Here is a 24,090-nt window from a genome sequence, read left to right as displayed (position 1 = left end):
CTCCGCCGGTCATCACCACAGACCGGAAGGACCAACCCTGATGTTCAGCAAGTTGTCCCGGCGCATCCTCGTGTTCCTCGCGGCCGCGCTCGCCGCTGCACTCTGCATCGGCGTGCTCCTGGGAGGCCTCATCGCCCATGGCGGCGGGGGCACACCCAACCCGGGCCCGACAGCGACGCCGACCGAGCCGACCGACGCACCGACGGAGCCGACACAGGAGCCGACGGCGCAGCCGTCCCCGACCAACCCGCCGTGCAGCAAGCTACGAGGACGAGTCGACGTACGCGGAGTACGAGATCGTCGTCCACGACAACGGCACCGCCCAGGTCGCCATCTCGTACGTCAAGGTCGACGACGTGGTGACGATCCTCGACCTCCTCGAGCAGGCGCTCGCCGCGCGGCGCACCGACTGACCCGCGAGGTGACGTGACGCGGCATGCAGGGCCTGACCGCGTCACGTCACCTGCACAGAGTGCGGTTCAGCGCATGTGGCAGTTTCGCCAGAGCCGGCCGCTGCGGGAGAGGAGTCCCCGCTCCTCGAGCCGGCCGAGCTGGTAGGCGACCGACGAGGACGACGTCAGGCCCACACGCTGCCCGATCTGCCGGATGCTCAGTCCTTCGCCCTCGTCGGCGATGTGGTCCCGAATGCAGCGCATGATCTTCGCCTGCCGTTCTGTCAGTGCCTGCTCCATCGGTTCCTCGCCCTCTCCGCCTGGCGCATCGCTGGTGGATCGAATTACAACACGGGTTCGATTTTCTCCGCATCCGTCAACCGCCGACAGGCAGGACTGAGCTGTCTCACCTGCTGCTCGAGCTCACCGCGGCGGACCACCGTTCAGGTACCGACGGCCCTCCAACAACAGCTCATCGACGGCATTCGTAAGTGCGTGCCAGTGCCAGGGCTCGCCTGGCCCCGGCACTCCAGCGATCATCGGCACGGGGAAGGGTGACGGTGCTGTGAGGGCACGCGCGGCCGCAGCGATGCGCGCAGCAACGTCGGCAAGGTGATCCGGGCCCTCGAGAGAAACCCTGCCCACCGCAAGCTCGAGGGTATTCAGCGCTGCCCTTTTGGCATCCCTGTGGCTTGTGTCAGTTCGATGTGAACGAGCGACGGTGATGAAGCTCTGCGCTGTGCGGTACAGATCGGCATATGCATCCCGTTGAGCCGCACGGCGCACGGCGTCGACGGAGCCGCGGTATGTGTTGCGCCCCTGCACTCGACCGGCCGCCCAGGCTGCGGCACCGGTGATCAGAACTGCGGGCGCACCGATGAGTGCTGCTACGACTTCGGACTCCATGTGCGCGGAGTCTATGGACGGTAGACCCGGTGACGGAGCGGATCGTCGAGAATGGGGTGAGAGTGATCGAGTCACGCCCCCGGCCCGCCACGCCGACCGATCCAGGCGGCGACGACTGTCGCGATACCCGCAATGGCAGCGGACATGATGATCTCCATGAATTCCCCCTCGGAATGGTGGCCGTCGAATGACGTCCCGAGCACAAAGTTTGGTCCGCTGTAACTGGGTAAAGCAACCTGCCTTTTCTGGAATCGTTGCAGGTCAGGGCGCGAAAGGTGACGGGGAAACCTTCTAGGAATCCGCATATAGCGGCGCCATCCTGAGCTGCGACCGGCACGGACGCGCTCGCCCTTCCCGCACGTCCCGATGCGGCCCACCCGATTTTCCACGCTATGGATCACAGGAAAATCCAGTTCTTCCAACCAGGTTTCTAACCAGGTTTCTGCCGCTGGCGACCCCAGGAACCGGCGCGCGACGTAAGGCGCGGCCGCCGTTCACTCTCCCCGCCTCGCCTCGGTCGTGATCACCTGGGCCGCGCTACAGCGGTCCGACGCCCGGGGCAGGCGAGGAGACCAGTGCTGTGGCACGACGGCGAACCGGACCCACCGATGTGGTGCGCGCCATCGTCTACGACCGCGACGGCGGCGCATGCGCACGCTGCGGCTCGCGTCAGGACCTGACCATCCACCACCGCGTTTACCGCGGCATGGGCGGAGCGCGAGAGCCCTGGATTTGCCTCCCAAACTCGTCGACATCACCCATCCGTGGAACAGGGCACCTCCCAAACCCATCGACAAACGACGTCGCTAGTGCCGCATCAGGCAAGGTTCGCCCTGGAGGCGGACGCCATCCGGCAACCTGCCTGGCGGGTCCTCATGGGTGCCGCCAGGACTATCCCGGCGTCCCGCCGGGTGGCGGGATGACGCCGAGCTGCTGGAGGAATCCGAGAAGGTCCTTGTCCGACCACTTCTCGGCGAGCCTGCCGTTTTCGATGCGGTGCATCACTGTCGCCGTCATCGTGAGCTGGTTACCGGTGGCGGAAATACCGGGAAGATCCCTTTCATGCACTCCACGGGCCGTCATCCGGGTCACCACTTTGTCGCCCTCCGCGATCTGGTCTTCGATCTCATGGGTCCCGGGAGTGGCCTCCCAGAAGAGGCGGAAGGCCTGTTTGAGCCCCTCGCGACCGGCCCCGAGTCCTGGAAACGGTGGCGGGGAGTGGTCCACGTAGTCCTCGGCCACGAGATCGTCCATGGCCTCCACGTTGCCCTTGTCGATCTCCGCGTAGAAGCGGCGAACCAACCTCTTGTTGTCTTCGCTCGACACCGGGCTCCTCTGCGCGTGGTGTTGCACCGCCGGAGGAACCGGCGTAGCCGACCGGAAGCATGACCCGCCCGGCCACGGGGCGACACTGCCGCCGCGCCGGGCTTCTGTGTGCGATCACCCGAAAGCAGCCATGCGCGTAACTCGTCACGCCGACAACAGGGCGAACTTTGCCTGATGCGGCACTAGGGTCCGTCTTCAAAGATCATCAGGTTGGTGGATCATGGTCGGGTGATGCGCCGTCATGAACTCACTGACCTGGAGTGGGAGTTACTCGCTCCGCTCATACCGCGTGCGGCAACGGGGCGACCGCGAGTGCCGGACCGGCAGGTCATCAACGGCATGGTCTACAAGATCCGGACCGGAGTCTCCTGGCGTGACCTGCCGGAACGCTACGGACCATGGCAGACGGTCTACACCCGCTTTCGCCGCTACGCGTTGGACGGCGTGTTCACCCGAGCACTCCAGCAGATCCAGGCCGGCGCGGACGCCGTCGGCGACATCGACTGGCTCGTCCAGATCGACTCCACCATCGTCCGCGCCCACCAGCACTCCGCCGCCACCGGCCGAAAAGGGGGATCCATCGGCCGGACGAACCGGACGATCACGCCCTCGGCCGATCCCGAGGCGGACTGACCACCAAAATCCACCTCGCCTGCGACGGCCGCGGCCGCCCCCTCGCCGTCCTGCTGACACCCGGCCAACGCCACGACAGCACCTGCGCGCGCGCCCTCCTGGAACGCATCCGCGTCCCGCGCATCGGGCTTGGCCGACCCCGTTGCAAACCCGACCAGGTCGTCGCCGACAAGGCATACAGCTCCCGCGGTTTCCGCGCCTACCTGCGCAAACGCGGAATCGCCTGCACCGTCCCGGAGAAGTCCGACCAGAAGCATCACCGTCTGGGCCGCGGCCGCCGCGGCGGCCGGCCACCTGCATTCGACCGGCAGATCTACCGTCGACGCAACGTCGTCGAGCGCTGCTTCAATCGACTCAAAAGCTTCCGCGGCATCGCCACCAGATACGACAAGACCGCCACCTCCTACGAGGCAGCGGTCAGTCTCGCCTCATTCCTACTCTGGGCAAGATCAGTTTGAAGACGGACCCTAGAACGAGTCGGCCTGGCCCGGCCCCCGACTGCGGGATCAACCCCGGGGGCCAGGGGCACTTCGACCACACCCAACTCTTGCGAATTTCGCAATTCATTGCGACCATCGCAACATGCATCAGCTGAGTGAACTCGCTGCCATCGCGCACCCGTTGCCCGTGCCCGTTCCTGTGACCGGTCCGGTCGCGACCCGCCAGCAGGGCGACCCGGAAGGCGACGCGGAAGACGCCAACCAGCACATCCACGACTCGTGCGAGCCGCTCGAGGGCGACCTCCCCGACCCGGATGACGATGACGATCACTTCGTCGAGATCTGCGACCAGATCGAGCGGGATCGCCGGGAGTATGCCGAAGACCTCGAAGCCGCCAGTCACGGCATGGAGGAGGATCCGCTCATCCTGGCCCTGCGGGAAGAGTGGGGGAAGAAGCAGCAGGCGGACGCACGAATTCGCCAAATCCTGGCCTACGCGAGGGAGTTCTACCCTCCGCGCCGCTACAAGCTCGAGGAGCTGGCCCAGGCTTCGGGATACAAGTTCTCGAGCGTGCGCACCGCCTACGGTGAAAAGGAGATCACTCAGGTCGCCGATCAGATCAAGCGGCTACCCAGGCGCGCCACCACCGATGTTGAAGGGGGGCAGCAGTCGTGACGCCCACATCCGGGGGGTCCCTGCCCCATCTGGTGGCGAGGGGTGGCCGCCGGAGATGCCTCTACCAGCTGATCGCGGACGACCTGCGCGAGCAGATCCGCTCCGGGCAGTTCAAGCCGGGCGAGCAGATTCCCTCAATGCGCTTCCTGCGTGACTATCACCAGGTCGCCGACATGACGGTTCGCTCCGCGGTGCGGGTCCTTGAGGAAGAGGGACTGGCCCACACGATGCAGGGGAAATGGTCGTTCGTCGCCGACCCCCTCCCCGCCACCACTCCCGACCAAGACCGGGCTGACACGACTGCCCCCGGGAGGGTCATGCCGAGCGTCGAGTTCCTCGAACTGTCCCGCCGGATCGAGGAGCTCGCAGCCGGGCAGGCCAGGCTGCTGGAGATGCTGAGCGCGGCTGGAACACCATGAACGGGACATGCACCCCGTACGCGGGCCGTGTCGGGGTGTCGTTCCCGGGTTCTGCTTGGCGGCCTCGGTAGGCTTGCCCTGCGGCTGCTGGCGGCCGCGCCCCGGAGACCTGGGCCCATCCGTCTCCACGCTCGGGTGAACTCTGCCTGCGTCATCACCTCTCCTTGTTCAGCGGATCGCAGATCCTCTGCTTGCGTCTTCGTGTGTCGACGGGCCGACGCCGCGCGGAAGGACATGCTCATGCGCAGTCACCCCGGTGACCAGCACACTGGACGCCGCTGCAATGGACCACCTGGGCGGGCGGCAGGTTCTCGGTGCCGCCGGACGGCATCGGCGCCGCCTGGCCCGGGGCACAATCCATGTGGCCGACGGATCGGGCTCGGTAGTGAGGGCGACCAATGCGGTGCCGCGCCGCAGGTGTGTGCGCAGGGCCTCGTGGAATCCCTCTTCCTCGACCATGGGCCCGAACCACTCCTCCACCTGACCCGCGAGCTGAAGCAAGCCTGCGAAGTCGGCCTCGACCGCCACCCTGATGATCACCCCGTAAGTCTGCCACGGTCCGTACCCCCGCCGCCGATTCAGATGCGCAACAACCCCGAGAGGAGCGAGAGGAGTTGATACGGGCGAAGTCGGGGAAGTGTCCTCCTACAGGGCGATGCTCCGGGAGGCTGCACAGACGCACGGTGAGTGCCATGCGAATCCAACGGGCGCTTGCCCATACTTCCCTCGTGCTGTGCCTGGCCGTCACCTCGGGGGCCGCCGCAGCCGCTGCTGCTCAGCCTCCCCCGCCCGCACAGGCGGGTGTGCGCTTCGCGTTGCCTGAGGCGACGGGGAGACATCCGGTCGGGACGACTGAGCTGCACCTCGTAGACCGTGAACGTCGCGACCCTTGGGCGGCAGACAAAGAGCGGGAGCTGATGGTGAGCGTCTGGTACCCGGCGCGCCACACCGTCGGACATCCGGTTCAGCCGTACATGCCTGCCGGGGTGGCCCGCCAGGTCGACGAATCAGGCTCCTTCGACCTGGCCGCGCCCGGAGTGGTGGACTGGGCCGGTGTCCGCACACAGGCGACCGTGAACGCCCCCGTCGAAAACCGTGCCGGGCGGCGCCCCGTCGTGGTGTACTCACCGGGCTTGGAAGTCTCCCGGACGCTGGGCACCTCGACGGTGATCGATCTGGCCAGCCGCGGTTACATCGTGGTCACCATGGACCATACCTACGAAACTCCCGCCGTCGAGTTCCCCGAAGGACGGGTCGAGCTTCACAAACCGATGTCGGGAACCGAGGATCTGAAGAAAGTGATGGACACCCGGGTAAGAGACACCAGGTTCGTCCTCGACCAGCTGGCTCTGCTGCACCAGGGCCGCAACCCCGACGCGGAGGAACGTCGGCTGCCCAAGCACCTGGGCAAGATGCTGGATCTGGAGCGGCTCGGCATGTTCGGGCACTCCGGCGGGGGAGCCACCGCCGCACAGACCATGCACGAGGACCGTCGCATCGACGCCGGCATCAATCTGGACGGCACGCTCCAGTTCAACGACGAAGACTTCCTTCCTGTGGCACGTCAGGGCCTGGACCGCCCGTTCATGCTGATGGGCAAGACCAACCAGACCCATCTCAACAAGCCGTCCTGGCAGTCCCTGTGGAATCACTCGACCGGCTGGAAGCGGGACCTGAGCCTGGACCGGGGCAGCCACTTCAGCTACACGGACGCGCAATCGTTCGTCGCCGCCCTGGACGCACGGCTGGACATTCCGGCCCCGCTCCGCGAGCAGTACATCGGTACCGTGGACGCCCACCGCAGCACCGCAGCCCAACGCGCCTACATCGCCGCATTCTTCGACCAGCACCTGTGCGGCCGGCCACAGGACCTGCTGAACGGCCCCTCCCCCTCCCACCCGGACATCCGCTTCATCAACTGACCCCGTGAACAACACCTGCAAGCCGTGAACGTTGGTGCCTGGCGAGTCCGCCCGCAGTGCCTGCCCACAGCACGGACGGTGGGCGGCACCGAGAGCAGCCGACCTTCGGCAACGAAACGGGAGCGTGTGTTGCCTGACGCCGGCAATGCGCGGGATGGCCCGCTTCTGAAACCCTTACTCGCGCCCCTCGAATCCCATACAAAGGTGGTTGACCTGATGCGTTCCTCCCGCTGGGCCCTCGCCGCAGCTGCTGGAGCATTGGCTCCGGCGTTGCTGCTCTCCACACCGGCCCTCGCTACTTCACCCTCGGCGCCGGCCCCGGTCACCGTGGCCGGCTCGCTTTACGACGACATGGACATCGACGACCTGCGCGTGGCCATAGCCCGCATCCTTGCCGATCCCGACTGCGGCCGCCGTGTGACACGAGAGGCCAATGCCCTCTTGGACGGTGGAACGGTCGAGGAGATGCGCGCCTGGCTGGAGACCGGTTACCGGATCGCTCAGGCCGAGGACGACCGCGTCGCTCTCGCCAGGATCCTTGCCGATCCCGACAGCGGAAGGCGCGTCACGGCCGAAGTCAACCAACTCCTCGACACCAGCGATCCCGAAGCCACACGTGCCTGGCTGGAGACCGGTTACCGGATCGCTCAGGCCGAGGACGACCGCGTCGCCGTCGCCCGCATCCTCGCCGACCCCGACATCAGCGACGCTCTACGCGCGGCAGCCGGCGCGGCCCTTGACGACAACACCCCCGAGGCACTGCGCTACTTCCTGGAGACCGGCCAGTACGAGGCCCGCTAAAGGTTGTTGCCGAACGCCTGGGACAGGGCATTCCTCCTGTATGGACGGGGTGTTGCGGGCTGAGTCATTGTGGGTGGAGACGTTCACCGGCTTGCGAATGGGCCGGTTCGAGAAGTTGGTGAAGGTACTACGGGAGCGGGGAGGAAACGGTCCCGGTGGAGGGCGCCCGTGGTGCCTGACGCTGGCGGACCGGGTCCTGCTGGTGGCCGTCTACTACCGCACCAACCTCACGATGCGCCAGCTCGCCCCGCTCTTCGGAATCTCACCGGCCACCGTCTGCTGGGTCATCCATCGCCTGCGGCCGCTCCTCGCGCTGGAGCCGGCGCCGCGGCCTGTCGCGGATGTCGAACGGTTGTGGATCGTGGACAGAACCCTGGTCCCGGTCCGCGACCGCAAGGTCGCCGCGTCCTCCCGCAACTGCTTCGACTGGGTGCTCTGCGGCCTCGTCCTCCTTGATGCCGGCCAGCGACATCGCGTACCGAGGCCCGCCCTCGATCCACCAAGTAGGGGGTCCGACCTTCACCCACATCCGCTACCTCTCCGTCCAGGAGCCGGACAGCGGCTTCGAAGGGCTCGGCGAACTCATCTCCCTCGCCGCGGCGACCGGCGCGCACATGCACATCTGTCACCTCAACAGCGTCGCGGGCCGGGACATCAAGGCCTGCGTGGAACTCGTCTCGGAGGCACAGGAACGCGGTCTGCCGATCACCGTCGAGGCCCATCCCTACGGTGCGTGCTCCAGCACCGTGGGCGCGGAGGTCTTCCGCAAGGACCGGCTCGCGCGGTGGGGGGTGGAGGACGCCTCGGCGATGGAGCTCAACGGCGAACCACTAACCCAGGACAAGATCGACGAGCTGCAGGAGAAGGACCCCTGCGCCGTCATCGTGATGCACTTCCTGCGCCCGGATGACAACGACGCGGACGCCGAGATGCTGGACCTCTCCGTGCTGCACCCCGGGGCTGCGATCGCCTCCGACAGGATGCCGTGGGCACGGAAGGACGGCACGATCGTGGAGGGCGACGCCTGGCCGCTGCCGGACGACGCCTTCGCCCACCCGGCGGAGACGGTGGGCTGCTCCGGTGTGACGGCCTGGCGCCGGCTGCGGGACTGGACCGTGGCCGGCGTCTGGCCCCGCCTGCACGCCGCCTTGCTGACCGAACTGCGCCGCGCGAAACTGCTGAACCTGAACGACTGCGCAGTCGACGGTTCACACGTCCGGGCCCTCAAAGGGGGATCTCATGTCGGTCCCTCGCCCGTCGACCGCGCCCGCCCCGGCTCCAAGCACCACCTGATCGTCGACCGCCACGGAACCCCGCTCGCTGTGGCACTCACCGGCGGCAACCGCCATGACGTCACCCAACTCCTGCCGCTGCTGGACGCGATCCCGCCGATCCGGGGCCTATGTGGACGTCCCCGCCGCAAGCCCCGGCGGTTGTACGCCGACCGCGGCTACGACTTCGACAAGTACCGCCGCCTGCTGTGGAAGCGCGGCATCAAACCGCTGATCGCCCGGCGCGGTGTCGCCCACGGCTCCGGACTGGGCAAGGTGCGCTGGGTCGTCGAGCGCGCCTTCGCCTGTTTGCACCAGTTCAAGCGCCTCCGCGCCCGCTACGAGCGACGCGCCGACCTCGATCAGAGCCTGCTCGAACTCGTCTGCAGCATCATCTGTCTCCGTCGCCTTCGAAAGTCATTCTGAAACGATCAGTAAGGCCGCCGCCGAACGCGTTCACCGTGCTGCGCGGCAGATGAACACCGGGCGTACCACGCCGGAGGGAAGGATTGCCGGAGCGTAGTGGGGGCATTCCTGCGTGAGCCCGACGCGGGCTCGACGTGGGCTCAGCCGGCGGGCCGTTGATTCGTAGGTCGTCGCTCTCCTTGGCATCGAGCCCCGGTTCTCGCCCCTCGGACACGCCCAAGCGCACCGACTCCGACTCACCGAATGGCCAAGCCGGCCGCTTCCGAAACCGACCTGTCAAGAACGGGCCGACATGGCTGTTCCCCAACCGGTTCCCGTCCTCCGGAACGCGCCTGCGTCTCGCCGAAGCAGCAGGCGGGACGGGGCGGCGACGAGCAGCCACGTCCCCCATGTGCGCCTCCAGGCTTGCCGCGCCACCCCGTTTCCCGGGGTGTGCCGCCCGAGCCGAGCGGCCCCGGACTATCCGGCCGCCGACCCTCACGGAGGACACATGAGCACCATCACCCGCCGCATCACCGCGGTCGCCACCGCCGCAACCGCCATCTCGGCGGGCCTGCTCGCCATGCCCCAAGCGGCGAGCGCCGCCCCGGTCGGCTCGTGCGGCAGCGGCTACAGCAAGGTCGGCTCCTACCCGGTCACCCGCGCCTGGGAAGGCACCGCCGGCCGTGTCGACGTCTACTACTCCCGCGCGGCAGGCAAGAACTGCGCGATCACCCGCCCCAACGCCTCCCTCGCGGGCAAGGCCGGCCACATCTGGGTGTGCATCGAGCGGGCCAGCGGCGCACCGGGCCGCTCCTGCGACGGCAACAGCGCGAACTACCGCTACTACGCCGGCCCCGTCTACGTCTCCGCCCGCGGAGCGTGCATCGACGTCCGAGGCGGGCTCAACCGCAAGCCGGGAGACAACCAGCCCTTCAACGGCGGCGCACAGCGCGTCCACTGCGGCTCACGACCACATCGCCATGGGTCCAGCCCGCGGCCTGCACGCAGGGGTCCGTGAGACCACGCTTGCGGTCGCGGGCGTCGTCTCACGGCTCCTTGCTGCCTGAGCGCTGAACACCGGCGGCGGCCGCCTCGCCGGGGTCACGACCAGAACGAATCCGGTGCCGGGCCCTTCCTCCGCGGCATCCCACCACACCAGATGCCCGAACCGTCCGGCCCGGCCGGCTGGAGTGGCACGAGAGGGCCTCCCAAGGGAGCTGAGAAAGCACCGCGTCTGCGGGTGAGCCCGTCGTACGTTTCGGAGGTCGCCCCGTACACGCTGAGGGACAGCTTCGACGGCGGATTCTCGACCAGCAGGTTGAAGATCCGGTCGTTCGTAGGGGACCGCTTCCCGGACCGCGTCTTCGCGTTCGACGAGTTCGGCCCGCTCGGGATTAGGCCCACCGCGGGCTCGGGCTGGGCTGAGCAGGGGCGTCCCGACCGGCTGCCCGCCACCTACCACCGCACCCACGGCGTCCGATACTTCCACGGCTGCTACTCGGTGGGCGACGACCGCATGTGGGGCGTCAACCGCCGCAAGAAGGGTGCCGTGAACACGCTGGCCGCGCTGAAGTCGATCCGCGCCGCCCGGCCCGACGGCGCCCCAATCTACGTGATCCTGGACAACCTGTCCGCCCACAAGAGCGCCGACATCCGCCGCTGGGCGTCGAGGAGATCTTGGGGGAAGTCGTGCGGATCGAACGCGGCTGAGCTCATGGTGCGGAGCCTGGAACGAGCGACCGACAACACCCGGCCGTGGGACCTGCGCAAACGCGGTCAGGCGCTGAGGGCCTGCTCGGTGACGCGTGCGCAGGGTCGTTCGGAACGTACACCTGTTGGGGGAGGGGCATTCCGTGGCGACGAGAGTAGCGGCGGAGGTGCTGGGCGGACCGTTCGGGTCAATCAGGATGGCAAGAGGCGGCCTTGGGGGTAACGGTGATGTGGCGCCGACGGCACTGTCGGCGCCCCGTACCGCCCGTCCTCGAGGAGCGAACGTATGTCTGAACGCAACACGGTTCTGCGCAGCCTTCACGATGTAGGGCTCGCCGCCTGGTTCGGCGGTTCCCTGATGGGCGCGGTCGGCCTCAATGGCGCGGCTAAGGCTCAGGGGGGAAGCTGGGAGCAGGGGGCCAGGATTGCGAGTGCCGGGTGGGCGATCTGGACGCCGGTCAATGCCGTGGCGATCGGCGTCCATCTGGTTGGCTCGAGCGGACTGCTGGCTGCCAATGCCGCCCGCGTCGCCACCCAGCAGGGCGTCGCCGCTTCGACCATCGCCAAGACGGTCCTCACCGGAGCCGCACTCGGCGCCACCGCCTACTCCCGCGTGCTGGGCAAGAAGATCGAGCTCGCATCCTCCGACGAACCCAGTGACGCGGAGAAATCGGCGAGGCATCCTCTCGACACCGGCAAGGCCGAGCGCCAGCTCGCCTGCGTCCAGTGGATCGTGCCGGCCCTGACCGGTGGCCTCCTCATCCTCAACGCCCTGCACGGCGAGCAGCAGCGCCCCGCCCAGCAACTCCACGGCATGTGGCAGCGCTACCGCACCCTGGCCCCGCACCTGGCTATGCCGAACTGGCAGCTCTCCCGCTGAACCGGACGAAGACCCCTGCACGGACCGTAAACGGCTCCCGTCGCCCCATGGGCGATGCAGTGCCGTGCCGGATGGCGCCGGGACCGGTGATCCGGGCACGTGCCCATCGGGCCACTGTTTGTCACACGGACCAGTGCCCGACCGCACGAGCCGGAGGCGTGCTGCGCATAGGTGTGGCCGCACCGCAGGTGGGCCAGGGTCAGCAGGGCCTGCCGGCTGGCAGGCAGCCGACGCCAGCGGGTGCCGCATTGCCGGGCGATGCGCCCGCAGCCGGGCGGACAAGAAGCGCAGGGTGGAGCTGGACACGTCGATCCCGGAACGGGTAGACAAGCATGCGAAGCCTCTGGTGGAGACGGTTCTCTTGGTCGAAAACCCATCTACCAGGGGCTTCGCTGCGCTGTCAGCCCAACTGGTCAGCATCCAGGCCAGGTTGGAAAGAGCTCAATAGATGTCAGAGCGCCCCCTAGATGCGAACTATCGGCGGGGCTGTCACTGAGGTCCACTCGGCCGCTCTGGTGACTGCTTACAGTTGGCGAGGGTCACCAGCGGTCGCGCCGGTTGCTGTACTTGTGTGCTGTAGAGCAACCCCCTCAGAGCAACTGCTGTCGGTCGGCGGGTCCTTTACTGGGTAACAGCCCACGGAAAGAAATAGCCCCATAAGGTGAAGGTGTGAACTCGGTTACTTCCGCTCAACTGGTGCAGTCCTACGGCCTGGAGGACGTGATCTACTTTCCTCAGGACGCAGTTGCCGACTTCGACCCGCGCGCGGCCAACTTCCTCAGTTCGGTGGGTCTTCCCGATTTCGACGTCTTCACCTCCCGTACGGACGTCGAAGACCCCTACGAGGCTGGCACAGATGCGATCACACTGGGGAGCCGTTTCGACCAGGACGGCATTCTCTGCCCGCCGGAGAGCAGGTCATGGTGGATGCTCGGTTACCTTTTCACTTCCCTCGTAGTGCTCGACCCGAAGTCGGGCCACGTGTACGCCTTTCCGGAAGGAACCACTGACTGCATCCCGCTCCACCGCGATGTCGAGTTCCTCGTGTACGCCCTGATCGAGTTCAGGAAGCTCGAGGTCGATCACGACAACGACGTGGAGCCGGAGGAGCTCTCAACACGCTTCAAGCGGGTAGTCGGCGCTTTCGATCCCACACCGTTCTCCGACGAAGACTCACAGTGGAATCTGTCACTGGAAGAACTGGAGCACGGCATGTGGTGACAAGGCCAGCGAGGACAATGGCGGACTGCGGCGGTTCCTGCTCTAGTGGCAAGCTGCGCGTACCGCGAGGGCGGCGACGCCGAGCAGCACGGGTTCGACCGCTCGACGTACGTGCCGGCGGTGGTGATGTCCAGATGAGGAGCGGCGGACGACCGAATTCACCTCTGCCGTCTGCGGAACGAGCGAACCGGGGCCGCGGTGCTGGTGGGCGTCGACATGCTCACCGCCGTGTTGCGGCTCCTGCCCGGCAAGGCCCGACGGCTGGCTGTCCAGCCGACCTGTCCTCGCCGTCAACGGACGCTCCGCGCTTCTCCGCTACCCCCGGGCTCAACTGTTCGCACCCAGCTACATGTTCCTGGGCGAGATCTCGCGCCGTACGTTGCTCGATCGAATTACCAGATGCCGTCGATGACTTCTTCGAAGGTCAAGTGCCATTGCGAGTCCTCGTCCTCGAAGGGCAGAGCGTCGAAATCGGCAATCTCGGCGCGTAGTGCGTCGACGCGCCCTTCCGTGTCTCCATCCTCGCCGTCTTCCAACCGCTGCTGGAGCATCTGGAACTTGGTCAGGGCGTAGACGAGCGATTCGACGTCACGATGGATTGCCGTGTAGACGAGGTGTGTCTCGCCGTCGCCGAGGGCATAGACCGTGCCTGTGTCGGGGGTGAGCGCAAGGGTGGTGTCGGCGAACATGCCGAGCACGAGCCAGTCGTTGCACTCCTTAGGCACCGTGCCCCTGTCGGCGTACCACTCGCTGAGGTTGACGGAGTTACCGGCGCGGAGGCTGGCCTTGGACATGAACCACTCGGTGTCCGGCAGGCCAACGCTGCTCAGCAAGAGCGCGGCGTAGTCGTTCAGTCGGTTGTGCGTAGCGCGGTAACGGGGGAGGTAGACGACGCCGGTCAGCCCGAAGGCGATGCGCACCTCGTCCGGTGAAACGACGAAGTTCATGCTAGCCCGAAGTGGCCGGCGGGCGAATGCGGAGTCTGATGGACGAACTCCTCCCCGCATCTGACTGATCTAGACGAGCCTATCCATCCGCGCGGGTCGGGTACTTCAGCAGGCTGCCGCGTCAAGGTCCGGCGTCTTCCCGGTGCGGCAACGGCCGCCAATCGATGCAAACTCTCGCGGCTTCGGCTACGGTCGCCCGAGATGCAGAGCCACAGCCTCGGCAGCCATTCGATGCGACAGGGGCTTTGTCCGCCCCGCGTCGCTACCGTGTCGGTCCATGATGGTCCTGATCCTCGGAGGCAGTGGCTTCCTGGGCACCGAAAGATCCGGCAGGACACCGCGGCTGGCTTCACGACGTCAGCGACGTTCTCATCCCGGCCCGGCAGGGCCTCGGGTGCTCGTCTGGCATCCGCTCGACGTCCGTGACGCTGCGCGTGTGTCCTGAGTGATCGCCGACACGGCTCAGTCCGTTGCGGTCAACGCGGCGAGTGGTGCGGCGGCCCACTGGGTGGTCACTGCTGAGGACGCCGTCGGCTTGGACGAGCCGAGGGAAGTCGTTGTTGTCATGGTGGGGTGTGGTTCCGGGTTGGTGCTCGTCTCGCAACCCGGAAGCACACGTCACATGGGGTGCGGGCATACGGCCCGACGCGGTTGGCCGCTCCCGGTTCAGGCGTGGCCGTGCCCAGTGCGGGTTGCCGCCGTGCGCTCGGTGCGATGGCGGCGGGTGATCAGGAAGGCTCCGGTGCAGGCGCCCAGTGCCGCCAAGGCACCGCCGGCGATGGTCGTCATGGTGCCGGGCATTTGGCTGCCGCCGAAACCGCCCTGGGCCCCGGCGCCGACCAGCACGGTGAACGAGGCATTCGCAGTCCGGCTGCCGCACCGTACTGTCGACGTGTGGGTGCCGGGTGTGGCACCGTTATTCACCCGCGCGGTGGCCGTCGTGGTCGCCCCGGCAGGCAGCGTCACGGTTGGGAACGCCGCGGAGGTGACCGTGCCACCGGTGGTGCAGCCCGAGGCAGTGACCTGCAGCGTCGCGCCCTGATGCACCTGCATCGGGCTCACGCGCACGTTCGAGGGCCCCGGTCCCGCCGGCGCACCGCCCGCCCACGCAGCGGGCGACAACCACACCAATGCAACGGCAGTTCCGGCCAGGACGGTCCGGGCCTGTGACAACCTGCGCATGACACTCCTCCCATGGAAGAACACGCCCCCGGGCATGTCTGGCACCGGTGGGTATCCGGTATCGCGCCTCCCGTTAACTCACCATCAGCACAAACCCGTGCAACGGCACACCCACACCACCCCGCACAGACCCGAGGAACAAGCGAAATCGCAGGTCACAGGCGCGATACTCCCTGTCAGTCGCGGATGGCTTGCTAGGTCCAAACGGCCCACCGGGCAGCTGGGGTCTGTAAAGATTTCGGTGCCACACACACCGGCGCCCCCATCCAGGCGACTTGGGTTGAGCAGTTCGCCCGATTCCCCCTGTCCGGCCGTCTGCTACATGAGTTCCGTGCCAGATCCTGCTGAACAAGGCGAAGCAGGCCTGAGCCCTATGGGGATTGAAGGCATGAGTAGCACGCCGATCGTTGTCCATCCGCCGTCGACGGGTGGCGGTCGACGGGTCACGATGCACCGGCACGCTGCACCGGCACGGGCGGGACGAGATCCTCGGCCTTGCCCACTCCGACCACGACCTGGTCGTCTTCCTCGAAGCGGCCGGTGTCATGGATCCGGAGCAGGTGCTCGAGGATCCGCGCTGGGTGGAATGGCGCGGTGGCCGCCCTCATCACTGGGAGACGCTGCCTGACCTCTCGGTTAGCCGATGATGCCGAGTTCGGTGTCGGGGCGGCACAGGACGCAGGCGCGGACGCCATCGGTGATCAGCCGGCGGGCTTCCGCCGCGGTGATGTCCTGGCGGGTACGGAGGCGGGTGTTGCACGGTCCGGCGTGGACGTACATCGGTGTCTTGTCTTTGCCGCTGTGTTCGAGCACCCAGTCCGGCGACGGGGCGGCGGTCGGCGAGAGCGGCTTGGCGCTGCTCTGCGTCTTTGATCCACCGGTCGGTGGTTGCGAGCTGCTGGACCTGGACGCGGCGCAAGAAGTAGAGCAGCTCTAGCGGTGAGGGCGGCGGGGGAGGGAGTGGTTCGGACACGCTGGTGCTCCTGACCGAGGTCAGGTGCCGAGGCGGACCGAGCGCCAGCTGCTGGTGCTGCGGCTGATCAGGCCGCGGTCTTCGAGCCGTCCGAGCTGGTAGGCCACGGACGAGGTGGACGACAGTCCGAGATGCTGCCCGATCTGCCGGAAGTTCGGCCCTTCGCCGGTTTCGGCGATCCGCTCCCGGAGGCAGCCGAGGATCCGCTCATGCCGGACGCTCAGGTGATCCATCACGGCGACGTCTCCTCTTCGTTCTCACGGTCGCGGGCGACCTGGTGCAGTTCCACCCGGGCGGCAGGCGACCGGCCCGCCGCCGTCGACCAGAACGGATGACAGACCAGGCGCGCAGACAGCCGCAGCAGCCGGCGGCGCAGCACCGTGGTGCTCCGCGGCCGTGGGGCGGCGAGCGCCGCATACGTTCGGTCCCAGTCCTTCTGGACCTGCACCAGGTCATCGGGAAACACAGTTCGCGCCATAGCCAAATTGCAACACGTGTTCGATTTTCGAGGCGAGCGACGCGCAAGTCAGTCGAGGGTGGAGACGTCCCTTGGAAAGAGATCGGTGCGCATGCGTTGTGCTCGCACGTTGTGGCGCCAGCGGCCGGAGTCGATGGCGGTGTCGCCGAGGAATTCGACAACAAGGTCCGGGGTGACGCAGGTGAAGGACAACGGCTCGCGGCTACCCCAGGCGACGGTCAGCCGCATGCCCCACCACGGATTCTCAGGGCCGGCGGGTGTGAGCAGGCGGCCGATCTCGTCCCGTAGCGCGAGCGGCAGGGGAGCGGTGCGGGCGACGAGCCTCAGGCGGCCGCTGCGTGCGTAGCGGCCGAGGAGGAGCGCGTTGGGGCGGGTGATCGGTCCGGTGACCGCGCCCACGACCGCTTCCGCGGTGTCGCGGGCACGGATCTTGAACCACCGGCGCTGCCCGGCCAGGTACGGCTGCTGGGCACCCTTCGCCACCACACCCTCCACACCGAGGCCGCCCCACTCGGTCAGCCACTGCTCCGCCAGCTGGCGGTCCTTCGTAGCAGGGGTCAGCTGCCACGGCGCATGCAAGTCATGCTCTTGAAAGAAGGACTCCAGCGCGGCCCGGCGCTCAACGTAGGGCCAGGTGAGCATGTCCGTGCCTGCATGTTCCAGCAGGTCGAAGGCGATGAAGTGCGCCGGCTGCTCAGCGGGCAGCCGGGCGATCGTGCCCGGCCGCCGGTTCATCCGCTGCTGCAGCGCGGAGAAGTCAAGACGCCCGCCGGTATGGATGACGACCTCGCCGTCCAGGACGACGTCCTCACCCAACGCAACGGCCGCGTCTGCGATCTCAGGGAACGCACCCGTCAGATCCCGCAGGTTTCGTGACTGCAGGAACACCTCACCGCCATGGACGAAGACCAGCAGCCGATAGCCGTCGTACTTGGGCTCGAACACCATGCCCCCGGGCATGACCCCTGGTGCGGGCAGCCGAGCGAGGGCCTGCGCCGCCATCGGCACCACCGGTGGATCGATCCTCATATTCTTCGCATACCCGACCTTGTCAGTCAGGTGCGAAATGGCCTCGAGCGCAGGTGCCGTCGTGTGCGGTGCCGAGGCAGATCTTGTTGGATCCCCTTCGCTGGGCTGCGCCGACACTAGGGGGCGGGCGGCGAAGCCAAGGACGCAGCTCTGTTTGCTGCCACGGCGAGGAATGCCTCACCGGCCTCCGCTGGCTGGCTCGGGATTGGCTGGCTATCTGCCTGTCCGAGATCGAGGAAATTGCTAAGTTTCTGAGTATCGGTCCACGGCACGGTGAGGACCGCCTTTTTGTGCCCTCGGACGGAAAGGCTCTTGTCGTGCCTGCTGACGAATCTCACTCCGGGACGATGGATGCAGTGGCGAAAGGTGCCACCGCCGCATCGACGGTCCAATCGCCGGGCTCCTCGGAGCTGGACCTGTTCCACGCCCTCGCGCAACCGGACCGCCTCCAGGACCCCTACCCGTTTTACGCCTGGTTGCGCGCCAACCGCCCCGTACACACCGATTTGGACGGCACCGTCTACCTCTCCCACTACGAGGACGCCATTCACCTCAGAGACCCGGATCTGCGCACCGCATCCGCTGACGACACCCGTTCCTTCGCCCTGCACACCTTCAACCAGACCCTGGTCAAGGCCGTGCCACCACGCCACGGCGAGCTGCGGCGCGTGGCCGGGGCTGCGTTCGACCGGCGCCTGCTTGCGAAGGCCGGTGAGCGGATGAAGCGGACCGCCGAAGGCCTCACCGAGCAGCTGGTCGCGACGCTGGCCGCCGAGGGCAGAGCCGATCTGCACGCGATGTACTCCCTGCCCTTCACCCAGCGTGCCGCGGCCACAGTGTTCGGGATCCCCGACGAAGACTTCGAGCTGCTCGCCGCGATGCCAGCCCGCCTCTTCGCACCGCTGTACCCCAAGAGCACCCCGGCCGCATGGGCTGAGGCCGACGAGGCCTCCCGCGCCCTGTACACCTACATGGAAAACACCATCCGACGTCGGGGATTCACCCCCGAATCGGGCTTCGCCCGCCTCGCCGAAGCAGCCGGCACGGCCCCAGACGACGAGATCACCCGCCTGTGCTGGATCCTGTGGCTGGGCTCGTACACCTCCGCCATGGCCGCCCTCGACCTCGCGATGCTCACCCTCATCGAGCACCCCCGCACCGCACCCCTGCTGCAGCAGGACGCCGACGCGTGGGTCGCCGAAGCGCTGCGCTACCGCAGCCCTCACGTCATCAACTCAGCCAACCTCACCACGCGCCGCGAGCTGGTCATCGGCACCACCACGCTCCCGCCCAACACACCCGTACGGTTCCTGCTGGCCTCCATGAACCGCGACGAGAACGCCTTCCCCCACGCCGACACCTTCGATCCCGCCCGCACCGGCCAGACACGCCACATCGCCTTCGGCGAAGGCATCCACTCCTGCATAGGCGCCCAACTGGCCCGCATGGAACTCGCCACCGCTCTTACCACTCTCAACACGCAGCTACCCAACCTCAGCCTCATCGGCCAACCCACCTGGCGCCCCTACACCACCCAACGACTCTGCACCCACCTGCCCGTGGCAGCCACCTGACCCACCGGCAACCCCCGACCCGACAGGACGGCCCCAGAGCCCAATCCTCTACGAAGGTCGCCCCATCCGGTTGGACATCGAGCACCAGGCGCCGCGGCATCTGTGGGCGGTTTACATGGCGGGTGATCTGCCGCCGGCTGCTCTCGTCGTTGCGCGCGTATTGATGGCTGGCGGGGAGGGGAGGGGTGCCTGGCTGACCTCCGGTGTGCCGTCCGCCGGGCGGCACTTGGGTTGGTCGCCCTACTCCCGCCGTCACGGATGACGGGCGCGTGAGGAGAGCGCACCATCGGCCGTGGCTGAGGGGGAGCAGCTGCTCCCGCGATGTGGCGGAGATCCGTGGGGGCGCTCCGCTCGCCGCGCCACCGTCGGACTGAAACCCGCGGCGCCTGACCGGCGCGGGGGTTCAGCTGCAGCAGTCGCAGCCCGGGCGGCACCCGCAACCGTGGCTCTCGGCACTCGCGAGACCAGCGGCCGGGGCAGCCGGGACCGCGCAGCAGCCCTTGCCCTGCCAGGCGTCGCGGCCTTCCTTCACTGCGATCACGGCGATGACGAGGGCGGCGATCGGGTCGGCCCAGGACCAGCCGAGGACGCTGTTAGCGAGCAGGCCGACGAGCAGGACGGCCGACAGATAGGTGCACAGCAGGGTCTGCTTGGAGTCCGCGACCGCGGAGGCGGAGCCAAGTTCACGGCCCGCGCGGCGCTGGCTGGCGGACAGGAACGGCATCACGGCCAGGGAGAGCGCGGCGAGCACGATGCCGACCACGGAGTGTTCGGCCTCGCCGTCGCCGACCAGGGCCCGGACGGACTCGACGGCGACATACGCGGCGAGGGCGAAGAAGGAGACGGCGATGATCCGCAGCGTGGTCTTCTCGCGGGCCTGGCGGGCGGCGTGGTCGCGGGCTGAGAACTGCCAGGCGACCGCCGCGGCGGAGGAGACCTCGATGATCGAGTCGAGCCCGAAGCCGATCAGGGCGGTGGACGAGGCGATCGTCCCGGCGGTCAGCGCGACGACCGCCTCGATCACGTTATAGGTGATCGTCGCGGCGACGAGCAGTCGTATTCGCCGGGTCAGGACGTCCCGTCGGGCCAGCGATGGACCGAGGGATATCGCGGTCAGCAGCAGCACCCCTCGTCGGCGTTCACGCAAGTGCGGTCGGTCTCGACGGCCACCACGGCGGTCCGCAGGTCCTCGAGCGCGTGGCCGAGGCGTTCGTCGGCGAGTTCATAGCGAGTGCGGCGGCCGTCGGGGACCGCCACGGCCAGGCCGCAGTCCCGCAGGCACGCGAGGTGATTCGAGAGCCGGGTCCGGGAGATCCCGATCTCCTCGGCTAGGTCGGCGGGGTAGGCAGGGGCCTTGCGCAGGGCAAGCAGGATGCGGCAGCGGATGGGGTCGGCGAGTGCACGGCCGAACCTGGCCAGCACCTCGATCTCAGGGGCGACGGTCAGCATGAAATGAGAGTACAGATATACCTGAATTCATGGAACCATGAACCCTGATGCTGCTGGATCAAGGTAATAGCGCAGGACTGTTACCGCCGACCAGGTCGCGGACCGCTACGGCGTCAGTCGAGGGACCGGGGAGCGTCTGCTCGCCGCCGCTCGTCAGCAACTGCAGGGGCGTTCCTGACCGGTCGCCGTCACAGGCCCAGCTCTTCCAGCCGCGAGCCCATCGCCCACCATCCCAACTGCCGGCCGTCGAGCAGATGGACGCCGCCCTGGCATGAAGGTCAGAGCACGTCCGCACGGCTGAAGTCGCCGCGAGGGACCACGACCCGCAGCAGGTTGTCGACACGAAGCAGACCCTCGGCTGGACGACGCCGAAACTCCGTACTCCCGAGGCAGCGGACCGGTGGACCTGGATCCTGATCGTCGCTTACACCCAGCTCCGGCTCGCCCGGCCACTCGCCGCGGACCTCCGCCGACCCTGGGAGAAACCCACCACCTCCGACCGGCTCACCCAGGCCCGGGTCCGCCGTACGACGAGACCGGGCTGCTGCGTCGACACGACTACACGGCCGAGGTCCTCAACGCCGGACCGGCCGCCCACTACAGCTCCGACTACAAGGAATTCGGCGGCATCATGGTGCCTACCAAGCGGCGCGTCTATCCGCTGGGAGAGGATGGCGTCGTCATTCGTGATATCGAACTCGTCACCATCGACATCGATCACGTCGAATTGTCCTGAAGGGGTCGGCAGCAGATTCCGGCCCAAGGGGCGACGCGGCTTCCCGCGTGACCCCCCACGCCTTGCGGCGTCTCTTGACACCCCATCCGGGTCCCCTGCTACCTGCCCGCGTGTCACCGAAGTCTCGTGCCGCGAAGTCGACGGCGGGCGTGAACATGGGCTTCAGCCGGGAACCCGGGGGAACCCTGAACTCCATGACGACCGGGGGCAAGACGTACTACTACCTCACCGACGCGATCGGTTCCGTCGTCGCGCTCACCGACGACACCGGCGCCAAGGTGAACTCGTACGCCTACAGCCCTCGCGGTGTCCGCATCCTCGCCACTACGACCGAAAACGTCCCGCAGCCCTACCGGTTCGCCAGCGGGTTCCAGGACCCGACCGGCCTCTACCACTACGCGGCCCGCTACTACGACCCCAACATCGGCCGCTTCACCAGCCCCGACCCCTCCGGGCAGGAGAAGAACCCCTACCTTTACGCCGAAGGCGACCCCGTCAACCGCATCGACCCCACAGGACTCGCAGCGTGGGATGCCCTGCCGATCGGCGACGCCATTCAAGGCGTAGGCCACCTGGCAGAAGGAGACACTAGAGCCCTCTGGGGCGACGTCGCAGGTGTTGTTCTGGGGGGTCTTACGGCAGCGGCGTGTAGAACGGCAGTCGCAGCATCCGCACCGGTAACGCTGTGGGTCCCTCGGCGCTGCGGCTGGCCGCCACGCGATCTCCTGGAGCGTGGGCCAAATAGCGTCGAACGCAGTCGGTGGCTAAGTGGTTGCCGCAGGGGCCAGAGGAACCATCACCTCTGGCCCCATGCAGCAAGAAGAAGGGAAGCGTCCACATGCCTCAAGTCGGTTGGTCTTTGGAACAGCGTGCCGTAGTAAAGCGATACATGCTCTTCACCGCACTCTTCGCCATCGCCGGAATAATACTGTCGGTGTTTCTCATTTCCGCAGGTATCGGCGGCGGTTGGGTGATCCTCGGCATGGTGGTGTGTATTTCCCTAGCAACCGTTCTTTTCGTGGGGGATATCAAGAAGCGTCAGCCGTAGAACAAGTTGGCCAGCGTCTTCACGGCGTGTCAACCTCGTTGCACGGTACCCCTGGGGCCGCGTACGTCTGGCTTGGCCAATCTCATGTCAACCGCATCGACCCTCACGGGGTTGTTGCGAGGGCGCAGAAAATAGGGTGCTGGAGGCTCTCCTCGGTGTAGCCCGGTGAGAGCCTCCATCGCATGGCGCCAGTCCTGCCGCTTCGCGGTTGGGTTCCAGGACCCGACCGGCCTCTACCACTACGCGGCCCGCTACTACGACCCCAACATCGGCCGCTTCACCAGCCCCGACCCCTCCGGCCAGGAGAAGAACCCCTACCTCTACGCCGAAGGCGACCCCGTCAACCGCATCGACCCACAAGGAACACTGAGCTTCGGAGGCATTACCGGAATCGGTGACGCTGTCAGTCTGGTGACCGACACCTTGAGTGGAGATACACAAGGCGCCAATGCGACCAAGATGGGCATCCTGATGGGCCTCGGCGTCGAGGAGCTCTGCAAGGCTGGAGCCGCGGCCGGGACCTTCGCAACACTCGGGTTGTCTCTGGGGGCCGGATTTACTGGCTGCTCCGTCGTGGCCGCGGGTGCCACAACCGCCGTCTACAGCAACTAAACACAAGGGGGAGGACGTTGCGAAGGTGTCCTCCCCTCCTCCGGGAGGGATTCGATGCGCCGAGGTGTAGTGATTGCAGGCGGGCTGCTCGCGTTCTGCTGCGGCGTTCTGCTGCTCATCATGGGACTACGCGATGGTTCGGCAGGAAATGGACGAGCAACGATTCCCATCCTGGCGGGGGCAGTACTCATCGGTGCCGGGGGATGGTTTGTCCTCTCTGGACGGGGCCGAGAATGAACCTTGCGGCGCTCATGCCCACATCGGCAGCAGGGCTGCCGATGTGGGGAATTGCCCTGATCATCCTTGTTTTTCTTACTGCCGTAGTGTTCGTTCTGTCGCGACGCCGTTAGCCGGGGTAGACATCGGCAGGGGGCGGGGCGAGCGGTCTGCTTTGCGGGATCCTGGGGTGTCAGCACCTCCTCCGTAGCCGCGGGCCGGACCGTGCCGGTTCCGCTGACACATGTCGAAGGACCTCGCGTAAACGCCCTGCCTGCCTACCGAGCGGGGAGAGGCCCTACGGCTTCACTCTCACCGGGCTTGAGCTCCCTCACGGCGGCGCCACATCCCAACCCACAAGATGCGCCCATCTTTTTCGGCCAGTTTCGTCGGCGGAAGGCTCTTGCATCTTTGGGCTGGACTGTTGTCGAACGGCAACATTGAGGGCAGTTCGGCGCCCGTAAGGAAGGCTCAAATTCGCCCGCATGTGCGAAGAGTTGGCGGGCACGCCGTGCCGTCGGTGAACGCACTGTGAAAACGTGTGCGGCTCCAGTGGCCGTGGGGGCCGCTGTGGTTTCTCTTCCTGTGGGGGGAAGTGCATGGTTTCGCGTGCTTCCGGCACGCCGTTCCGGCGTGCCCGTATGTCCGCAAGACACTCATTGACAGCGGCCGTTGCCGTGCTCGCGCTGGGAGCCTCGGCGCTCCCGGCGTTCGCCGCGCCGACACCACCGCCTACCGATCCGGGGCCGGGATCGGTGTGGGGAAAGAAGACGGCGCCGCTCACCGAGCCGCCGGTGAAGGTGGGCTCCACCAAGCCCGTACCGGGCGAGGCGGAGGCGGC

Annotated in this window: 22 protein-coding genes and 8 pseudogenes; 19 read left to right on the top strand and 11 right to left on the bottom strand. The window is 67.1% G+C overall.

The window, feature by feature from the left end; genetic code table 11:
- Positions 1-137 precede the first annotated feature (137 nt).
- Entirely contained in the window at positions 138-413 is a 276-nt protein-coding gene (locus ABTX78_RS28190) for a hypothetical protein (RefSeq protein ID WP_352209599.1), read from the top strand.
- A 66-nt stretch (positions 414-479) separates the two neighbouring features.
- On the opposite strand, the gene ABTX78_RS28185 is transcribed toward ABTX78_RS28190, so the two are convergent.
- Positions 480-692, bottom strand: a complete 213-nt coding sequence (locus tag ABTX78_RS28185) for a LexA family protein (protein WP_352209598.1) — start codon at positions 690-692, stop codon at positions 480-482.
- Between the two features lie 1,497 nt (positions 693-2,189).
- Entirely contained in the window at positions 2,190-2,624 is a 435-nt protein-coding gene (locus ABTX78_RS28180) for an ester cyclase (protein ID WP_352209597.1), read from the bottom strand.
- Between the two features lie 231 nt (positions 2,625-2,855).
- Here ABTX78_RS28180 and ABTX78_RS28175 point away from each other — a divergent pair.
- The 10 genes and pseudogenes from ABTX78_RS28175 to ABTX78_RS28130 all read left to right on the top strand — a co-directional run bounded on the left by ABTX78_RS28175 (position 2,856) and on the right by ABTX78_RS28130 (position 11,784).
- A protein-coding gene (locus ABTX78_RS28175) for an IS5 family transposase (protein ID WP_502993987.1) occupies positions 2,856-3,715 on the top strand; the annotation gives its coding sequence in 2 pieces (ribosomal slippage) (positions 2,856-3,201 and positions 3,201-3,715; 861 coding nt in all).
- A 124-nt stretch (positions 3,716-3,839) separates the two neighbouring features.
- Positions 3,840-4,373: a hypothetical protein gene (locus tag ABTX78_RS28170; RefSeq protein ID WP_352209595.1), complete on the top strand. Its 534-nt coding sequence runs from the start codon at positions 3,840-3,842 to the stop codon at positions 4,371-4,373.
- Complete coding sequence (locus tag ABTX78_RS28165; protein ID WP_352209594.1) at positions 4,370-4,792, top strand: GntR family transcriptional regulator; 423 nt, start codon at positions 4,370-4,372, stop codon at positions 4,790-4,792. Before ABTX78_RS28170 ends, ABTX78_RS28165 begins: the two co-directional genes overlap by 4 nt.
- Positions 4,793-5,484: 692 nt before the next feature.
- Positions 5,485-6,714: an alpha/beta hydrolase family protein gene (locus tag ABTX78_RS28160; RefSeq protein WP_352209593.1), complete on the top strand. Its 1,230-nt coding sequence runs from the start codon at positions 5,485-5,487 to the stop codon at positions 6,712-6,714.
- Positions 6,715-6,930: 216 nt separating this feature from the next.
- Positions 6,931-7,515 carry an ALF repeat-containing protein gene (locus tag ABTX78_RS28155; protein WP_352209592.1) on the top strand — a complete coding sequence of 195 codons (585 nt, stop codon included), beginning with the start codon at positions 6,931-6,933 and terminating at the stop codon, positions 7,513-7,515.
- A gap of 40 nt (positions 7,516-7,555) precedes the next feature.
- A pseudogene (locus ABTX78_RS28150) lies at positions 7,556-8,038 on the top strand (helix-turn-helix domain-containing protein); the annotation flags it as partial.
- 532 nt (positions 8,039-8,570) lie between these two features.
- Positions 8,571-9,212 (top strand): annotated as a pseudogene (locus ABTX78_RS28145) (IS5 family transposase); the annotation flags it as partial.
- A 490-nt stretch (positions 9,213-9,702) separates the two neighbouring features.
- Positions 9,703-10,212 carry a hypothetical protein gene (locus tag ABTX78_RS28140; RefSeq protein ID WP_352209591.1) on the top strand — a complete coding sequence of 170 codons (510 nt, stop codon included), beginning with the start codon at positions 9,703-9,705 and terminating at the stop codon, positions 10,210-10,212.
- Positions 10,213-10,536: 324 nt separating this feature from the next.
- A pseudogene (locus tag ABTX78_RS28135) lies at positions 10,537-10,866 on the top strand (transposase); the annotation flags it as partial.
- A gap of 324 nt (positions 10,867-11,190) precedes the next feature.
- On the top strand, positions 11,191-11,784 hold the full coding sequence (locus ABTX78_RS28130; RefSeq protein ID WP_352209590.1) for a hypothetical protein: 594 nt from the start codon (positions 11,191-11,193) through the stop codon (positions 11,782-11,784).
- A gap of 149 nt (positions 11,785-11,933) precedes the next feature.
- On the opposite strand, the pseudogene ABTX78_RS28125 reads toward ABTX78_RS28130, so the two are convergent.
- A pseudogene (locus ABTX78_RS28125) lies at positions 11,934-12,118 on the bottom strand (IS5/IS1182 family transposase); the annotation flags it as partial.
- A gap of 335 nt (positions 12,119-12,453) precedes the next feature.
- On the opposite strand from ABTX78_RS28125, the gene ABTX78_RS28120 reads away from it, so the two are divergent.
- On the top strand, positions 12,454-13,005 hold the full coding sequence (locus tag ABTX78_RS28120; RefSeq protein ID WP_352209589.1) for an SUKH-4 family immunity protein: 552 nt from the start codon (positions 12,454-12,456) through the stop codon (positions 13,003-13,005).
- 392 nt (positions 13,006-13,397) lie between these two features.
- On the opposite strand, the gene ABTX78_RS28115 is transcribed toward ABTX78_RS28120, so the two are convergent.
- Together ABTX78_RS28115 and ABTX78_RS28110 are read right to left on the bottom strand one after the other, a co-directional pair.
- A complete protein-coding gene (locus tag ABTX78_RS28115) occupies positions 13,398-13,952 on the bottom strand; it encodes an SUKH-4 family immunity protein (protein WP_352209588.1) in 555 nt (184 codons plus the stop codon).
- A gap of 666 nt (positions 13,953-14,618) precedes the next feature.
- Entirely contained in the window at positions 14,619-15,005 is a 387-nt protein-coding gene (locus tag ABTX78_RS28110; RefSeq protein ID WP_502993992.1) for a hypothetical protein, read from the bottom strand.
- 517 nt (positions 15,006-15,522) lie between these two features.
- Between ABTX78_RS28110 and ABTX78_RS28105 the strand changes: the two are divergent.
- Positions 15,523-15,781, top strand: a pseudogene (locus ABTX78_RS28105) (hypothetical protein).
- On the opposite strand, the gene ABTX78_RS28100 reads toward ABTX78_RS28105, so the two are convergent.
- The 4 genes from ABTX78_RS28100 to ABTX78_RS28085 all read right to left on the bottom strand — a co-directional run bounded on the left by ABTX78_RS28100 (position 15,771) and on the right by ABTX78_RS28085 (position 17,614).
- Positions 15,771-15,947: a DUF6233 domain-containing protein gene (locus tag ABTX78_RS28100; protein WP_365936749.1), complete on the bottom strand. Its 177-nt coding sequence runs from the start codon at positions 15,945-15,947 to the stop codon at positions 15,771-15,773. The pseudogene ABTX78_RS28105 and the gene ABTX78_RS28100 sit on opposite strands and share 11 nt — an antisense overlap.
- 180 nt (positions 15,948-16,127) lie before the next feature.
- Positions 16,128-16,340 carry a LexA family protein gene (locus tag ABTX78_RS28095; RefSeq protein WP_352209585.1) on the bottom strand — a complete coding sequence of 71 codons (213 nt, stop codon included), beginning with the start codon at positions 16,338-16,340 and terminating at the stop codon, positions 16,128-16,130.
- The gene (locus tag ABTX78_RS28090; RefSeq protein ID WP_352209584.1) at positions 16,340-16,585 is read right to left on the bottom strand and encodes a DUF8825 domain-containing protein; all 246 of its coding nucleotides are present in this window, start codon (positions 16,583-16,585) and stop codon (positions 16,340-16,342) included. The genes ABTX78_RS28095 and ABTX78_RS28090 overlap by 1 nt, the downstream gene beginning before the upstream one ends.
- A 48-nt stretch (positions 16,586-16,633) precedes the next feature.
- On the bottom strand, positions 16,634-17,614 hold the full coding sequence (locus ABTX78_RS28085) for an ATP-dependent DNA ligase (protein WP_352209583.1): 981 nt from the start codon (positions 17,612-17,614) through the stop codon (positions 16,634-16,636).
- Positions 17,615-17,970: 356 nt separating this feature from the next.
- Between ABTX78_RS28085 and ABTX78_RS28080 the strand changes: the two genes are divergently transcribed.
- On the top strand, positions 17,971-19,188 hold the full coding sequence (locus ABTX78_RS28080; RefSeq protein ID WP_352209582.1) for a cytochrome P450: 1,218 nt from the start codon (positions 17,971-17,973) through the stop codon (positions 19,186-19,188).
- Positions 19,189-19,591: 403 nt separating this feature from the next.
- Here the strand turns inward: ABTX78_RS28080 and ABTX78_RS28075 are convergent, their stop codons facing one another.
- Both ABTX78_RS28075 and ABTX78_RS28070 read right to left on the bottom strand, forming a co-directional pair.
- The gene (locus tag ABTX78_RS28075) at positions 19,592-20,305 is read right to left on the bottom strand and encodes a cation diffusion facilitator family transporter (RefSeq protein WP_352209679.1); all 714 of its coding nucleotides are present in this window, start codon (positions 20,303-20,305) and stop codon (positions 19,592-19,594) included.
- Positions 20,302-20,637 (bottom strand): ArsR/SmtB family transcription factor, encoded by a 336-nt coding sequence (locus ABTX78_RS28070; protein ID WP_352209581.1) that lies wholly within the window; start codon positions 20,635-20,637, stop codon positions 20,302-20,304. The genes ABTX78_RS28075 and ABTX78_RS28070 overlap by 4 nt, the downstream gene beginning before the upstream one ends.
- 344 nt (positions 20,638-20,981) lie before the next feature.
- Between ABTX78_RS28070 and ABTX78_RS28065 the strand changes: the two are divergent.
- The 5 genes and pseudogenes from ABTX78_RS28065 to ABTX78_RS28045 form a co-directional block, all read left to right on the top strand.
- Positions 20,982-21,239: pseudogene (locus ABTX78_RS28065) on the top strand (NF041680 family putative transposase); the annotation flags it as partial.
- Between the two features lie 250 nt (positions 21,240-21,489).
- Positions 21,490-22,141 (top strand): annotated as a pseudogene (locus tag ABTX78_RS28060) (RHS repeat-associated core domain-containing protein); the annotation flags it as partial.
- A gap of 121 nt (positions 22,142-22,262) precedes the next feature.
- Positions 22,263-22,421 carry a hypothetical protein gene (locus ABTX78_RS28055; protein WP_352209580.1) on the top strand — a complete coding sequence of 53 codons (159 nt, stop codon included), beginning with the start codon at positions 22,263-22,265 and terminating at the stop codon, positions 22,419-22,421.
- 165 nt (positions 22,422-22,586) lie between these two features.
- Positions 22,587-23,033, top strand: a complete 447-nt coding sequence (locus tag ABTX78_RS28050; RefSeq protein WP_352209579.1) for an RHS repeat-associated core domain-containing protein — start codon at positions 22,587-22,589, stop codon at positions 23,031-23,033.
- A gap of 857 nt (positions 23,034-23,890) precedes the next feature.
- Positions 23,891-24,090: pseudogene (locus ABTX78_RS28045) on the top strand (hypothetical protein); the annotation flags it as partial.

The sequence above is a fragment of the Streptomyces sp. NPDC096193 genome, from assembly GCF_040302905.1.
In the GTDB taxonomy this organism is placed as follows: domain Bacteria; phylum Actinomycetota; class Actinomycetes; order Streptomycetales; family Streptomycetaceae; genus Streptomyces.
Note: the sequence above shows the minus strand (reverse complement) of the source record. Positions and strands in the feature narration are given on the sequence as shown.

Excerpts from the sequence above, each read along its gene's own strand:
- ABTX78_RS28190 (WP_352209599.1), top strand. The coding sequence starts at position 138 with ATGGCGGCGGGGGCACACCCAACCCGGGCCCGACAGCGACGCCGACCG.
- ABTX78_RS28185 (WP_352209598.1), bottom strand. The coding sequence starts at position 692 with ATGGAGCAGGCACTGACAGAACGGCAGGCGAAGATCATGCGCTGCATT.
- ABTX78_RS28170 (WP_352209595.1), top strand. The coding sequence starts at position 3,840 with ATGCATCAGCTGAGTGAACTCGCTGCCATCGCGCACCCGTTGCCCGTG.
- ABTX78_RS28160 (WP_352209593.1), top strand. The coding sequence starts at position 5,485 with ATGCGAATCCAACGGGCGCTTGCCCATACTTCCCTCGTGCTGTGCCTG.
- ABTX78_RS28155 (WP_352209592.1), top strand. The coding sequence starts at position 6,931 with ATGCGTTCCTCCCGCTGGGCCCTCGCCGCAGCTGCTGGAGCATTGGCT.
- ABTX78_RS28140 (WP_352209591.1), top strand. The coding sequence starts at position 9,703 with ATGAGCACCATCACCCGCCGCATCACCGCGGTCGCCACCGCCGCAACC.
- ABTX78_RS28130 (WP_352209590.1), top strand. The coding sequence starts at position 11,191 with ATGTCTGAACGCAACACGGTTCTGCGCAGCCTTCACGATGTAGGGCTC.
- ABTX78_RS28115 (WP_352209588.1), bottom strand. The coding sequence starts at position 13,952 with ATGAACTTCGTCGTTTCACCGGACGAGGTGCGCATCGCCTTCGGGCTG.
- ABTX78_RS28110 (WP_502993992.1), bottom strand. The coding sequence starts at position 15,005 with ATGCAGGTGCATCAGGGCGCGACGCTGCAGGTCACTGCCTCGGGCTGC.
- ABTX78_RS28095 (WP_352209585.1), bottom strand. The coding sequence starts at position 16,340 with ATGGATCACCTGAGCGTCCGGCATGAGCGGATCCTCGGCTGCCTCCGG.
- ABTX78_RS28090 (WP_352209584.1), bottom strand. The coding sequence starts at position 16,585 with ATGGCGCGAACTGTGTTTCCCGATGACCTGGTGCAGGTCCAGAAGGAC.
- ABTX78_RS28085 (WP_352209583.1), bottom strand. The coding sequence starts at position 17,614 with ATGAGGATCGATCCACCGGTGGTGCCGATGGCGGCGCAGGCCCTCGCT.
- ABTX78_RS28070 (WP_352209581.1), bottom strand. The coding sequence starts at position 20,637 with ATGCTGACCGTCGCCCCTGAGATCGAGGTGCTGGCCAGGTTCGGCCGT.
- ABTX78_RS28055 (WP_352209580.1), top strand. The coding sequence starts at position 22,263 with ATGCTCTTCACCGCACTCTTCGCCATCGCCGGAATAATACTGTCGGTG.